Source organism: Sphingopyxis sp. Q841 (genome assembly GCF_052384365.1).
Lineage (GTDB): Bacteria > Pseudomonadota > Alphaproteobacteria > Sphingomonadales > Sphingomonadaceae > Sphingopyxis > Sphingopyxis terrae_A.
In genome coordinates, this window is record NZ_JBQSUM010000002.1 from 777776 (window position 1) to 791151 (window position 13376).

Sequence of the window (13376 nt, forward strand, 5' to 3'; positions counted from 1 at the left end):
TGCGAGGGGCGGATGGACGAGCATAGGCTTCGCATCGCGCCCGACGGCACGCCCCGCGCGACGATCCTGTTCGCGGCCCCCTTGTTCGAGGAAGCGAACCGCAGCCGCCGCACTATCGTACGCGCGATGCGCGCCTTGGCCGCGCAAGGTTTCGCCGCCGTGCTTCCCGACCTGCCGGGCCAGAATGAAAGCCCCGTCGCGCTCGCCGATGTCGATTTGAACCGGTGGCAGAGCGCCTTTGCCGAGACGGCCGGTGAAATAGAGGGGCCGATCATTATCGCCGCGCTGCGCGGCGGCGCGCTGATCGACCATCAGGCCGCGGCCGCAGCATGGTGGCGGCTGGCGCCCGTCGGCGGCGGCTCGCTGCTCCGCACCCTGCTGCGCGCGCGCGTCAGTGCCGATCGCGAGGCGGGCGTGACATCTTCGCTCGACAGCCTTCAGGAGCAAGCGAAAAGCGAGCCCTTGTTGCTCGCCGGAAATTGTCTGTCACCGGCGATGATCGCGTCCCTCGCGACGAGCGAGCCGCAGGCGGTGACGCCGCTGCGCACTGTGGCGCTGGGCAGCGGCGACGAAGCGATTGGGGGTACGCCGCTGTGGCTGCGCGCCGAACCGGGCGAAGACGCCGCCATGGCTGAGGCGATGGCCGCCGACATCGCCGCATGGAGCCGGGCATGCGGCATCAGCTAAGCTTCCCCTGCGAAGGCGCGGCGCTCGCCGCGAGCCTCGACGACGCTCCGGGCACGACCGGGCTGCTGATCGTGTCGGGCGGCAACGAGATCCGCAGCGGCGCGCATCGCGGCATGGCGATGCTGGCGCAGCGGGTCGCGGCGGCGGGCCATCCGGTCTTTCGCTTCGACCGCCGCGGGATCGGTGACAGCGAGGGCGAAAATGGTGGCTATACGCGCAGCGGCGCCGACATCGCCGCCGCGATCGCCGCGTTTCGCACGGCTGCGCCGCACGTCACCCGCATCCTTGCCTTCGGCAATTGCGACGCGGCGAGCGCGCTGCTGCTGCACCAGCCGCTCGCGCTCGACGGTCTGATCCTCGCCAATCCATGGACTTATGACGACGCGGAATGGGATGCGGGCGAGCAGCCGGCACTGCCCCTGGCCTCGGCGATCCGCGCACGCTATCTGGCGCGGCTCAAGGATCCCAAAAGCCTGCTGCGCCTGCTGAAGGGCGAGATCGATCTCGGAAAATTGGTCCGCGGCCTGTCGGCGATGAAACGGACGCCGCAAGCCGCCGCACCCGACAGCCTCGCCGCGCGGCTCGACGCGGCGATGACCGCGCTGGCTTGCTCCGCGACGATCCTGCTCGCGACCGGCGACCGCACCGCGCAGGCATTCATCGCGCATTGCCGGCCCGCAAACATCCCGGTCGAACATCTCGACAGCGCATCGCACAGCTTCGCTGGCGGCGACGCGGATTGGCTTTTTGCAAGAATATTGGAACGGCTGCGCTGACGGCGGCTTTGGGACCGAATGCGGACATTGCCACTTCCCCATTTGCTCACCCTGAGCTTGTAGAAGGGTGAACGGAGTGGGGTAGGCGAGCCTATTCGCCTTTCGTCATCCCGGACTTGATCCGGGATCCATTCACGCAGCGTCGGAACAATGGATTCCGGATCAAGTCCGGGATGACGGTGAAAAAAGTCGTTCGGCGCGACTCGCGAAAGATAGGCCCTGCAAGCTCGCAATCGATCACGGATAGCCCGGCGTCTTGGGCGCGTCGGGCAGCGGAATGAATTCTTCGCTGTCGCCCGCGACCAGCGGGAAATTGCCATTCTTCCAGTCGTGCTTCGCCTGATTGATCCGGTCGCGCGACGAGCTGACGAAATTCCACCACAGGTGCCGCGGGGTGCGGAAGGCTTCGCCGCCGAGCAGCATCACGCGTGCGTCGGTGGCGGCGCGCAGCGTCATCGCCTGCCCCGGCTTCAATATATAGAGGCTGTAACGGTCGAGCGCTTCGCCATCGAGGGTCGCATCGCCCATCGCGACCAGCACCGCGCGCTCGTCGGCCTCCGCTTCGATCGGCAGGCTTGCCCCTGCCGCCATCAATATATCGGCATAGATGGTCGCGGCATGCTGGGTGATCGGTGATGTCGCGCCCCACAGCGTCCCCATGATGACGCGTGCCGACACCTTGCCGTCCTCGATCAGCGGCAGATCTTCCTTGGCGACATGTTCGAACGCCGGGTCGATCTCTTCTTTGCCGTCGGGCAGCGCCAGCCACGTCTGCATGCCCGAGATCGGCGATCCGGTCGCGCGTTCGGCCGCGGGCGTGCGCTCCGAATGGACGATGCCGCGCCCGGCGGTCATCAGATTGCACGCGCCCGGCCGGATCGTCGCCCAAGTGCCAAGGCTGTCGCGATGGTCGATCGCGCCTTCGAACAAATAGGTGACGGTGGCGAGGTTGATGTGCGGATGCGGGCGCACGTCCATCCCCTGCCCGATGTCGAAATGCGCCGGTCCGAACTGATCGACGAAGATGAAGGGGCCGACCATCGTCCGTTCTTTGTTCGGCAGCGTACGCCGCACATCGAAGGCCCCGATATCGTGGGTCGAGGGGGTAATGACCGTGAACATCAGCCAATCCTTTCCAGCCTGTGGCGCGTCTTGTCGGTTTCGACCGTGCCGGTGTTGCGCGTCGTGCCTGGTTCGAGCAGCAGCACATGGCACTCGCCGTCCAGCGCCTCGGGACAATGTTCGGTTCCGTGCGGCACGATGATGAATTCGCCCGGACCGACGATCACATCGCCGCTGCGCAGGCCCATCTTCATCCGGCCCTGTACCACCAGGAATAATTCATCTTCCGTTTCATGGTGATGCCAGTCGAACTTGCCTTCGAATTTCGCCAGCTTGACCTGAAAATCATTGATGTCGCCGGCGACACGCGGGTTCCAGTGATCGTGGAAGGTCGCAAAGGCTGCGGCGAGGTTGACCTTGCCGATCGTCATAACTCGAAGTCTCCAGTATAGCCTGCACCGCGATAGATAGCCTGCAAATTCTCTTTCATTGCCCAACCCGGCGGCGTCTTGCCAACGTGGTTACGGTGATTCATGTCGGCGCCGGCCTCGATCAATGCCGTCACGATGCCCAGATCGTAGCCCGGGGCGTTGGCGCACCGGCTGGCCACCCAGAGCGGGCCGTTGCCATATCGGTCGATGCAGTTCACATCCGCGCCCGCCGCGATGAGCGTCTTGATCGCCGGGCCATGCCCATATTCGGCCGCCACATGAAGCGCAGAAAATCCGTCCTTGTCAGCAGCGGTCGCATCCATCCCCGCTTTCAAGCTCTTTTGTATCGCCGCGACGTCCCCTTCAGCGGCCTGATACCATAGGGGGCTGCGCCCATAATTATCGACCCCCGGACGCGATTTTCTCCAGGGCCAGGTCGGCACGGCCTATTCGCCCGGCGCGAGCGCGCGGATTGCCAGCGCGTGAACGCGGTTGCCCGGCATGTCGCCGAGCGCCGTGTTCACTGCCCGCTGGCGCGCGACGCGGGTCTGGCCCGCGAAGCCCGCCCATCGGATCGTCAGGCTGAAATGCGATTCGCCGCTGCCGTCATCGCCGGCGTGGCCGTGATGCTGGGCGCTGTCGTTATTCAGGGTGAAATCGGCGTCGGGGAAAGCCGCGGCGAGCAGCGCTTCCATTTCGCGTTGGGCTGGACCTTTTTGCGTCATGCCCCCATGTTGGGAGCAGATACCCAGCATGACAAGCCCCCGCTCCCCCCGATTCCACGGCCGCGTTCCGCGTGAGGCCCCTTGCGCCGTTCCCGGCTGCCAAGAGCCCGGCGAATTTCGCGCGCCCGCTTCGCCGCGCCGCTCGCCCGACGGACCGCCACCCTATCGCTGGCTGTGCCTCGACCATGTTCGCGAATTCAACGCGGGCTATAATTATTTCGAGGGCATGAACGCCGACCAGATCATGGCCGCGCAGTCGCCGACCGCGGGCTGGGAGACCGAAAGCCGCACCTTTCGCGCCGCCGGCAGCGCCGACCTGCCGCCGCGCTGGGCCGATTTCAAGGATCCGATGGATGCGCTCGGCGCGCGCTTTCGCCAGCGCATGGACGAGGCGCGGCGCGAAGCCGCCGACCCGCGCTTCACCCGCGAGGAGCATCGCGCGCTGCAGCTGATGGGGCTCGCCACCGACGCCGACCGCGCCGCGCTGCGCCGCCGCTACAGCGAGCTGGTGCGCAAATATCACCCCGACCGCAACGGCGGCGACCGCAGCCATGAGGTGCGGCTGGGCGAAGTCGTCGCGGCCTATCAATTGCTGCGCAAGGCCAGGCCATTTGCATAGGAGAGGAACGGATGAGCGAACTCGACGCGGCGCGGATCGAAACGGTGAAGCGCCATATGGCACTGGAGATCACCCACGACTGGGACGGGGTGATCGCGACATTCGATCATCCACGTTACGAACTGCTCGGCCCCGGCACGGTCTTTGACGGCGAGGCGGCGGTGCGATCCTATTTCGCCGCGTCGCGCGAACCCTTCCCCGATCAGGCGAACGAGATCATCGCGATCGCCGCCGACGCGGCGACCGACACGGTGCTCGTCGAATTCTGGCTGACGGGCACGCACCTCGGCCCGTTGAAGCTGGGGCTGCGCACCGTCGAGCCGACGGGCAAGGCCTTTCGTATCCGTATGGCAGCGAGTTTCGAATTCGCACCAGGCAGCGACCGGATCGTCTGCGAGCGTCCCTATTACGACCAGTCGGCGGTGATGAAGGCGCTTGATCTGTTCTGAATAAGGCGTTGCAAGGGGCAACCCATCGCGATACCGCGCTAGCCGAAGCGTCGGCACGTCCGGCGACTCTCTCCCGATGCGTTTTGCTGGACCTTGCGACATGACCGATATTCCGAACAGCCTTCCCGACCATCATGGTTCGACGCTCCTGGCAGCGCCCGATACCGAGGTCGATGCGCGCGAGCTGTTCGGGGTCGACATCGACATGAAGGTGCCGGCGTTCAGCGAATCCGACGAGCGGGTTCCCGACCTCGACCCCTCCTATGTTTTCGACGGCGACACCACGCTCGCGATCCTCGCGGGCTTCAAATATAACCGCCGCGTCATGGTGCAGGGCTATCACGGCACCGGCAAATCGACGCATATCGAACAGGTGGCGGCGCGGCTGAAATGGCCGTGCATCCGCATCAACCTCGACGCGCATATCAGCCGCCTCGACCTTGTCGGCCGCGATGCGATCGTGCTGCGCGACGGCAAGCAGGTGACTGAATTCCGCGAAGGCCTGCTTCCCTGGGCGCTGCAGACGCCGACCGCGCTCGTCTTCGACGAATATGACGCGGGGCGGCCCGACGTGATGTTCGTGATCCAGCGCGTGCTGGAAGCCGAAGGCAAGCTGACGCTGCTCGATCAGAACCGCGTCATCCGTCCGAACCCGCACTTCCGCCTGTTCGCCACCGCGAACACCGTCGGGCTGGGCGACACGAGCGGGCTCTATCACGGCACGCAGCAGATCAACCAGGGCCAGATGGACCGCTGGAACATCGTCGTGACGCTGAACTATCTGCCCGCGGCGATCGAGAGCGAGATCATCCTGAAGAAGGTGCCGGGCACCGACGATGCCACCGTCGCCAATATGGTGAAGGTCGCGGATCTGACGCGTCAGGGCTTCGTCAACGGCGATATCTCGACCGTCATGTCGCCGCGCACCGTCATCAGCTGGGCCCAGAATGCGGCGATCTTCCACAGCCTGGGCTTCGCCTTCCGCCTGTCGTTCCTCAACAAGTGCGACGAGGCCGAGCGGATGATCGTCGCCGAATATTATCAGCGCGTGTTCGGCGAAGACCTGCCCGAAGGCGTCGTCGGCAAATAAGGCGAGCGCGCGCGCCGCGCCCTTCCCTTCGCATTCAGCGCAGCACCGCCTCGGCATCGACGAGCCGGATATCGTGCATCATGTTCAGATAGGCTTCGAAATAGCCCTTGTGCGACGCGCCGACGATGACGAGCGCTCGCGCACCGGGCTGCGCCGCCATCGCCGCGCGGATATTGGCGACCATGCGCAGGTTCCGCGTTTCCCACCAGCCGGTGTAGTAGCGGCCGTAATGCTGCGGCGAGGGTTCGGCGAGCGCAGCGCCGAAATCGCTGTCGAACGCCATCCGCATCGCCTCCGGGCTGTTGCAGGCGCGATAGAGGGCGAGCACGCCGTCGCCGTCGAGCCGCTTCATCAATGCCTCATCCTTCGCTGCGCGCTGCTTGACCACCGGATTGTCCCAAGCGCGCTGGATCGCTTCGCCATAACCCGCTTCGCCCGCAACGCGGTTGGTCGTCGCATCGGCGCTGTGATCGTCGACCGAATAGACCCGGTCGAGTCCCAGCCGCGCGGCCAGCGCCGCGCCGATCAGGAAATTTTCGTTGCGGCGTGTTGTCAGCATCGTCAGGCGCTCGACCAGCACCGCATCGAGCCCATCGCCCGCGCGCCGTTCGGTCGCAGGCAAGCGCAGCCATTGGACCAGCGCCGATGCCTGCTCGCCGCCCGCCAGGAAAACCGCGGCGAGATGCCGGCGCTGCGCCGCGGTGGGCTCGGCGGGCCAGTCGGCGAGGAGCCGCGCCGCCTCAACCGTCGCCGCCGGAACGTCGAGCCCCGTCGCCGCGCGCGCCGGTTCGGGGTTCCAGCAATAATCGTCATACACGCCGGGATAGATCGGCTTGTAGCGCAACAGCATCTCGCAATCGGGACCCGAGAGCCCTTCGATGGTGACGATCTGCGGCTGCCACGCGGCGAGCCTGGTCAGCAGCGGGTCGAGGGCTTTGGCATCGAAATCCTTGGGAAAGCCCGACAGGTGCGGCGACCCGAGCACGAGCGCCTGCCCGGCCTCTCCCGCGACAGTCTGCTTGAGCCGGCTGGGGTCGAAGCTCGGCTCATAGGCGGGAGCCGCGGGCACGGCGGTTGCAGCAAGCATCAACGCGGCAAGTGCGAACATCATTTTCCTTCCCTGTCGCTGCACGGCTGACCGCGCGCAGTGGAGCCACTATACCAACGTGTATTAATTCATCAATACAGCCTGAAGCCGCACTTCGCACTTCCAAAGCCCCCCGCGCTCTGCCAGCGTCGCCGCCATGATCCGGCGATTCCCGCGCATGCCCCTCCCCCCCAAGCGCTTGCTCGCTTTCGCTCTCGCCCTCCCGCTTGCAGGGTGCGCGACCGCGGTCGATTATGGCAAGGTTCCGCATTCGGCCTATGTCGCCGACGCACGCTGCACCGCGCAGGCCGGGGCGGCGGTCGATACCGCGGCGCTGCCGCTCTTCTTCGTCACGAGCCGCCTTCCCGATTGCCGGATGCCCGACATCCGGCTGACCAACCATCGCGGCGACCGCATCCGCTATGGCCGCTTTGCAGCGCCGCACGACAGGAAGGTCGACGGCAAGACGCGCTTTCTGACCCCGCTTGCGTTTCAGGAGGCAGGCGACTGGTGGGCGGGTCTGCAGGCCGAAACCGATCGCCGCCAAGGCCGCGTCCTCCTTTATGTCCATGGTTATCGCGAGACGTTCGAAACGACGTCGAAGGATGCGGCGCAGATCGCGCGGATGACGGGATTCGACGGGCCGATTGTCGAATATAGCTGGCCATCGCAGGGCAAGCTGCTGAGCTATGCCGTCGACGAAACCAACATGTATCATGACGTGCGCAATTTCCGCCTGTTCCTGAAGGCGCTCGCGGAGCGTCCGTGGGTGAAGGAAATCGTCGTCGTCTCGCACTCGCTCGGCGCGCGGCTGGTGATACCCGCAATCGCCTATGTCGACCGGACGGCGCCGAGCGCGGACAGCAGCAACATTTCCAACATCATCCTCGCCTCGCCCGATTTCGACCGCGAGACGTTCGAGCGCGATATTGCGAACGATGTGCTGTCCCCGGCGCGGGTCGCGCGCGACCGGCGGATCACCGCCTATGTGTCGCGCAGCGACAAGGCGCTGGCGGCGTCGCGCGCGCTGCACGGTTATCCGCGGCTCGGCTCGCCCTATTGCTTCGATCCGTTCGAGGCGGCCGATTTGCGGGCGAAGGGCCTGCCTGAACGCTGCTACGCCGCCGCCATTCCCGGCCTGACGATCGTCGACACCACCGACATTTCGCGTGGATCGACGGGGCACAGCGATTTCCTGCGCAGCGCGCTCGCCTGCATGGATTTTGTCGACATGATCCGCGGCAAGCGCAGCCGGCCCGAACGCACGCCCACGCATCTTGCCCATGTCTTTCGCCTTCCGCCCGATCCGCAGGTGCCAAGCAGCCTCGACAAGACGATCTGCAACCGCATTCCCGATGGTGAAAAGGATTAGCGGGGATACTCTTCCTTCGTCGGTGAAAGCCCGTTAGAGCCGATTCGATGTCCGGCCAGTCTCCCCTCGACGATTTCAAGACCGCGCTGTCGAGCGTGGCGCGCGCCGTGACGCGCGATGCCGAGGTCGAGGTGGGGTTCACTGCCGACGCGCCGGTACAGATCGGCAAGCAGATCAAGGTGCCGACCCCGTCGCGTACCCTGCCCGCCGATCAGGTGGCCGAAGCGCGCGGCTTTGCCGACAGCTATGCGCTGCGCATGAAGCATCACAGCGACACGGTGCACGCCGCGGCGCGCCCGGTCGAACCGCTCGCCGCCGCGGCCTTCGATGCGATGGAACGCGCGCGAGTCGAGGCGCTGGGCGCCCGCAACATGGCCGGAATGCGCGCCAATCTGCGCGCCAGCCTGGCGATGCGGATGCGCAGCGACCCGATCAGCCGCGCGCAGGATCGCGGCGAAGTCCCGATATCGAGCGCGCTCGAACTGATGCTGCGCGAGGCGCTGACCGGCGAACAGGCGCCGCAGGGCACCGAAACCGGGCTGTCGCTGGTGCGCGAATGGATCAGCCAGGATGCCGGCGCCGACCTGACCGCGCTCGCGATGCTGATCGACGATCAGGCCGCCTTTGCCGAAACCGCGCGGCTTGCGCTACGCCACCTCGACCTGATGCAGGCCGACGATCCGCTCGAGGAAGGCGCCGAGGACGGCGGCGAGGACGATCAGACCGAAGCCGAAGAGAGCCAGGAAGAACAGGAAAGCGAGGACGGCGGCACCGGCGAGAGTCAGGTCGACGCGCGCGCCGAAATGTCGGGCGATCAGGCCGACGATGGCGAAAGCGATCCCGACGCGCAGGAAATGGAAGCCGACGGCGAGCCCGAGATGGGCGGCGAAGGCGACGAGGGCATGTTGCCCGTGCGGCCCAACCGCCTGCCCACCGACGTTCCCGATTTTAACTATGTCCGCTTCACCGAGAAGCATGACGAGATCGTCGCCGCGACCGAATTGTGCGACGAAGAGGAATTGACGCGGCTGCGCGCCTATCTCGACCAGCAGATGACGCATCTGCAGGGCGCGGTGACGAAGCTCGCCAACCGTTTGCAACGCCGCCTGATGGCGCAGCAGAACCGCGCCTGGGACTTCGATCAGGAGGAAGGCCAGCTCGACGCCTCGCGCCTTGCCCGCGTCGTCGTGTCGCCGGGCCATTCACTGTCCTACAAGATCGAGCGCGATACCGATTTTCGCGATACCGTCGTCACGCTGCTCCTCGACAATAGCGGGTCGATGCGCGGGCGGCCGATCAGCATTGCGGCGATCAGCGCCGACATTCTGGCCCGCACGCTCGAACGCTGCGGCGTGAAGACCGAGATTCTGGGCTTCACGACGCGGACGTGGAAGGGCGGGCAGAGCCGCGAGGACTGGCTCGCCGCCGGACGCCCGCCGCACCCCGGCCGCCTCAACGACCTGCGGCACATCATCTACAAGCCCGCCGACGAACCCTATCGCCGCGCCCGCAAGTCGCTCGGCCTGATGATGCGCGAGGGGCTGCTGAAAGAGAATATCGACGGCGAAGCGCTGATGTGGGCGCACACCCGCATCGTCAATCGCCCCGAGGAACGCCGCATCCTGATGGTGATCAGCGACGGCGCGCCGGTCGACGACAGCACGCTGTCGGTCAATCATGGCGCCTATCTCGACCAGCATCTGCGCCAGGTGATCGAGTGGATCGAAAAGAAATCGCCGGTCGAGCTGTGCGCGATCGGCATCGGCCACGACGTAACGCGCTATTACAGCCGCGCGGTCACGATCATGGATGCCGAGCAACTGGGCGGCACGATGGTTGAACAATTGGCGGGGTTGTTCGACATAGAATAGGCACTTCGGAGCGATTTCGACTCTCCTCGAGTCCGGTGCAAATTCCTGCTTGCCAAGCAAAATTCCGGCGATAACTCTCGCGCTTGGGGGAGGGTCGCAATCAATGTCGATATTGCAATTTGCGCGCCGTGCAGCGAGCGCGGGGGCCATGGCGCTTGCCTTGAGTGCAGGCATAACGCCAGCGCAGGAGGTCGAGCCGGCATTGCCTGCTCCCGACGCCCTCGCGACCGATGACAGGGTGCCAGATGTGCCGACAGCGACGCCGGACGAAGTGCCGGCCGGGACACTCGTGCATCTGCGCATCGACGAGGACGTCAACAGCAAGACGCACAAGACCGGCGACTGGTACGCCATCACCCTGCTGGAGCCGATCATGCTGGGCGAGCGGACAATCGTTCCCGCTGGGACGCCGGGACGCGGCCAGGTGGTTCATGCCGCGAAGTCCGGCTGGGGCGGCAAGGCTGGCGAGTTGATCCTCGGCGCGCGGTACCTCGAATATCAGGGACAGCAGATTCCCTTGCGCGGCATGAAGTTGGGCGGTGTCGGCGGTAATAATGAAGGTCTTGCCTTTGGCGCCACAATCGCTGGCGGACTGGTGGCGATGCCGCTGGTTTTCGCCTTGAACGGCAAAAATGCCAATATTCCGGCCGGCATGTATGCAACCGCCAAGCTAGCGGTTGCCCTGACCGGCGAGCCATCCACCGCCGCGCAAGCGACGGTCGATCCGGCGGCGGCGGTGTCGGCTGCCCCCGGAGACGCAATCGACACGAACCCGACAGGGGAAATGGGGGAACCGAAACAATGAAAAAGCTGATCGGAGCCGCGCTGCTTGCGGCAACCGGAATAGCCTGCACCGCAACGATGGGACCCGCGGCGGCCAAGGAAGCGAAGAGCGCGGCCGACGAGGGCGCTAAGAAGGTCATCCCCGCTCCGGCCGAGGGCAAGGGACAGATCGTCTTCTTCCGGCCCGGAGGCATGGGCTTTGCGCTTGGGTGCGGAGTAAATGAAAATGGCGTGCGATTGAGCGCATTGGGCGCAGGAAAATATTTCATCCTGCCAGTCGATCCCGGATCGCACAGCTATACGGTCAAGAGCGAGGCCACTGACCTCCTGACGCTGGAAGTCGAACCCGGCGAAACATATTTTGTGAAGTGCAAGATCAAAATGGGGATCATGGTCGGCCGACCCAATATCGCGCCGTCGACGCAGGACGAATTCGACAAGGACAGCCATAAGCTGAAATATGTCGATGCCGACGATGCAGGGTCGACGGTCCTGCCGAATCCTGAAGGTGAAGCGGCGAAAGCCGAATAGCCCCATCCCTATCCGATATCGCGGCCCCGCATATGTTGCGGGGCCGTTTTTCGTGGAGGTGACAACCCCTTCGCCGCCGGTTACACATTGCCGCCGGCGCCGCAGGGACTCGCAGCCCCACGACGGGACTCGCTGCGCCGATTGACGGGCCGATGGTCGCCGGCACGGGCTTGGGCCGCACCGATAGGAGGTGCGCTGCTGAAGGGGGCGAGTGACCGTGAAAAAAGCATCTGACCTGTTCATCGAATGTCTGGAAGAAGAAGGCGTCGAATATATCTTCGGGGTTCCGGGGGAGGAAAATCTCGACTTTCTCGACAGTCTGTCGCGGTCGCAAAAGATCAAGCTGATCCTGACCCGCCACGAGCAGGGCGCGGGCTTCATGGCCGCGACCTATGGCCGTCACACCGGCAAGACCGGCGTGTGCCTTGCCACGCTGGGCCCCGGCGCGACGAATTTCGTGACCGCCGCCGCCTATGCCCAGCTTGGCGGCATGCCGATGATGATGATCACGGGGCAGAAACCGATCAAGAAATCGAAACAGGGCCGGTTCCAGATCCTCGACGTCGTCGCGATGATGGGGCCGATCACCAAATATACGCACCAGATGGCCTCGTCGGACAATATCCCGAGCCGCGTGCGCGAGGCCTTTCGCCTGGCCGAGGAAGAAAAGCCCGGCGCAGTGCATATCGAACTGCCCGAGGATATCGCCGACGAACATACCGAAAGCCTGCCGCTGAAGCGCAGCCATTCGCGCCGCCCGACCGCCGACGTCAAATCGATCCGCGAGGCGGTGAAGGCGCTCGAAAATGCGAAGGCGCCGGTACTGGTAATCGGCGCGGGTGCGAACCGCACGATGACCAGCCGGATGCTGCTGCAGTTCATCGAAAAGACCGGCATACCCTTTCTGACCACCCAGCTCGGCAAGGGCGTGATCGACGAACGGCATCCGAAATTCCTCGGGTGCGCGGCGCTGTCGGCCGGCGATTTCGTGCACCGCGCGGTCGAGGCGTCGGACTGCATCGTCAACATCGGCCACGATGTGATTGAAAAGCCGCCCTTCTTCATGCAGCCCGGCGGGCCCACCGTTATCCATGTATCGACCAAGACCGCCGAGGTCGATCCGGTCTATTTCCCCGGCATCGAGGTCATTGGCGATATTGCCAATGCGATCTGGCAGATGAAGGAGGATATCGTGCCGAACGGCGGCTGGTCGTTCGACCATATGCTCGCCTATCGCAAGGCCGAGGTCGAGCATACCGCCCCGCTCGCCGCCGACACGCGCTTCCCGATCTTTCCGCCGCATCTGGTGCAGCAGGTCCGCGACGCGATGCCCGACGACGGCATCATCTGCCTCGACAATGGCGTCTACAAGATCTGGTTCGCGCGCGGCTACACCGCCTACCGCCCGAACACCGTGCTGCTCGACAATGCGCTCGCGACGATGGGGGCGGGCCTGCCCAGCGCGATGATGTCGGCGATGGTCTACCCCGACCGCAAGGTGATGGCGATCTGCGGCGACGGCGGCTTCATGATGAACAGTCAGGAAATGGAGACCGCGGTTCGCCTGGGGCTCAACCTGACCGTGCTGATCCTCAACGATTCAAGCTATGGCATGATCCGCTGGAAACAGGCGAATATGGGGTTCAAGGATTGGGGACTGACCTATGGCAACCCCGATTTCGTCAAATATGCCGAAAGCTATGGCGCGCACGGCCACCGTGTGACAAGCGCCGCGCACCTCAAGGAACTTCTTGCCCACACGCGCGATACTCCCGGTGTGCACCTGATCGATTGCCCAGTGGACTATTCGGAGAATGACCAGATTTTGAACATCGACATCAAGAAGCTGTCGAAGGAACTCTGACGGTCGCGAACACTCGCTTTTCTTGTCAT

15 protein-coding genes are annotated in these 13376 nt (G+C 64.9%); 10 read left to right on the plus strand and 5 right to left on the minus strand.

Translation table 11 applies throughout. The features are described from left to right. The first annotated feature begins 12 nt into the window (after window positions 1-12). Window positions 13-687, plus strand: coding sequence for a hypothetical protein (locus ACT17R_RS14070; RefSeq protein ID WP_444809639.1), 675 nt, complete (start codon window positions 13-15; stop codon window positions 685-687). Beyond that, the gene (locus ACT17R_RS14075) at window positions 672-1463 is read left to right on the plus strand and encodes a hydrolase 1, exosortase A system-associated (protein WP_444809640.1); all 792 of its coding nucleotides are present in this window, start codon (window positions 672-674) and stop codon (window positions 1461-1463) included. The genes ACT17R_RS14070 and ACT17R_RS14075 overlap by 16 nt, the downstream gene beginning before the upstream one ends. Before the next feature lie 237 nt (window positions 1464-1700). Here the strand turns inward: ACT17R_RS14075 and ACT17R_RS14080 are convergent, their stop codons facing one another. The 4 genes from ACT17R_RS14080 to ACT17R_RS14095 are packed head-to-tail and all read right to left on the minus strand — an operon-like array spanning window position 1701 to window position 3681. Continuing rightward, window positions 1701-2585 (minus strand): pirin family protein, encoded by an 885-nt coding sequence (locus ACT17R_RS14080; protein WP_440514279.1) that lies wholly within the window; start codon window positions 2583-2585, stop codon window positions 1701-1703. Further along, window positions 2585-2956, minus strand: a complete 372-nt coding sequence (locus ACT17R_RS14085; protein WP_207558942.1) for a cupin domain-containing protein — start codon at window positions 2954-2956, stop codon at window positions 2585-2587. The genes ACT17R_RS14080 and ACT17R_RS14085 overlap by 1 nt, the downstream gene beginning before the upstream one ends. Further along, window positions 2953-3399, minus strand: coding sequence for an ankyrin repeat domain-containing protein (locus tag ACT17R_RS14090; protein ID WP_086456076.1), 447 nt, complete (start codon window positions 3397-3399; stop codon window positions 2953-2955). The genes ACT17R_RS14085 and ACT17R_RS14090 overlap by 4 nt, the downstream gene beginning before the upstream one ends. A 3-nt stretch (window positions 3400-3402) precedes the next feature. Beyond that, window positions 3403-3681: a BolA family protein gene (locus ACT17R_RS14095; protein WP_444809641.1), complete on the minus strand. Its 279-nt coding sequence runs from the start codon at window positions 3679-3681 to the stop codon at window positions 3403-3405. 28 nt (window positions 3682-3709) lie between these two features. On the opposite strand from ACT17R_RS14095, the gene ACT17R_RS14100 reads away from it, so the two are divergent. From ACT17R_RS14100 to cobS, 3 genes are all read left to right on the plus strand, one after another. Then, window positions 3710-4300, plus strand: coding sequence for a DnaJ domain-containing protein (locus ACT17R_RS14100; protein ID WP_086456078.1), 591 nt, complete (start codon window positions 3710-3712; stop codon window positions 4298-4300). An 11-nt stretch (window positions 4301-4311) separates the two neighbouring features. Then, entirely contained in the window at window positions 4312-4749 is a 438-nt protein-coding gene (locus tag ACT17R_RS14105) for a nuclear transport factor 2 family protein (RefSeq protein ID WP_003049016.1), read from the plus strand. 100 nt (window positions 4750-4849) lie between these two features. Continuing rightward, window positions 4850-5839 carry a cobaltochelatase subunit CobS gene (cobS, locus tag ACT17R_RS14110; RefSeq protein WP_444809642.1) on the plus strand — a complete coding sequence of 330 codons (990 nt, stop codon included), beginning with the start codon at window positions 4850-4852 and terminating at the stop codon, window positions 5837-5839. Between the two features lie 34 nt (window positions 5840-5873). Here the strand turns inward: cobS and ACT17R_RS14115 are convergent, their stop codons facing one another. Next, window positions 5874-6950 (minus strand): DUF5694 domain-containing protein, encoded by a 1077-nt coding sequence (locus ACT17R_RS14115; RefSeq protein ID WP_444809643.1) that lies wholly within the window; start codon window positions 6948-6950, stop codon window positions 5874-5876. A gap of 154 nt (window positions 6951-7104) precedes the next feature. Between ACT17R_RS14115 and ACT17R_RS14120 the strand changes: the two genes are divergently transcribed. From ACT17R_RS14120 to ACT17R_RS14140, 5 genes are all read left to right on the plus strand, one after another. Beyond that, window positions 7105-8298, plus strand: coding sequence for an alpha/beta hydrolase (locus ACT17R_RS14120; RefSeq protein ID WP_444809644.1), 1194 nt, complete (start codon window positions 7105-7107; stop codon window positions 8296-8298). Window positions 8299-8345: 47 nt separating this feature from the next. Continuing rightward, the gene (cobT, locus tag ACT17R_RS14125) at window positions 8346-10169 is read left to right on the plus strand and encodes a cobaltochelatase subunit CobT (protein ID WP_444809645.1); all 1824 of its coding nucleotides are present in this window, start codon (window positions 8346-8348) and stop codon (window positions 10167-10169) included. 148 nt (window positions 10170-10317) lie between these two features. Next, window positions 10318-10974: a hypothetical protein gene (locus tag ACT17R_RS14130; protein ID WP_444809646.1), complete on the plus strand. Its 657-nt coding sequence runs from the start codon at window positions 10318-10320 to the stop codon at window positions 10972-10974. After that, on the plus strand, window positions 10971-11483 hold the full coding sequence (locus ACT17R_RS14135) for a DUF2846 domain-containing protein (protein ID WP_444809647.1): 513 nt from the start codon (window positions 10971-10973) through the stop codon (window positions 11481-11483). Before ACT17R_RS14130 ends, ACT17R_RS14135 begins: the two co-directional genes overlap by 4 nt. Window positions 11484-11700: 217 nt before the next feature. Further along, window positions 11701-13347, plus strand: coding sequence for an acetolactate synthase large subunit (locus tag ACT17R_RS14140; protein ID WP_444809648.1), 1647 nt, complete (start codon window positions 11701-11703; stop codon window positions 13345-13347). Window positions 13348-13376 lie beyond the last annotated feature (29 nt).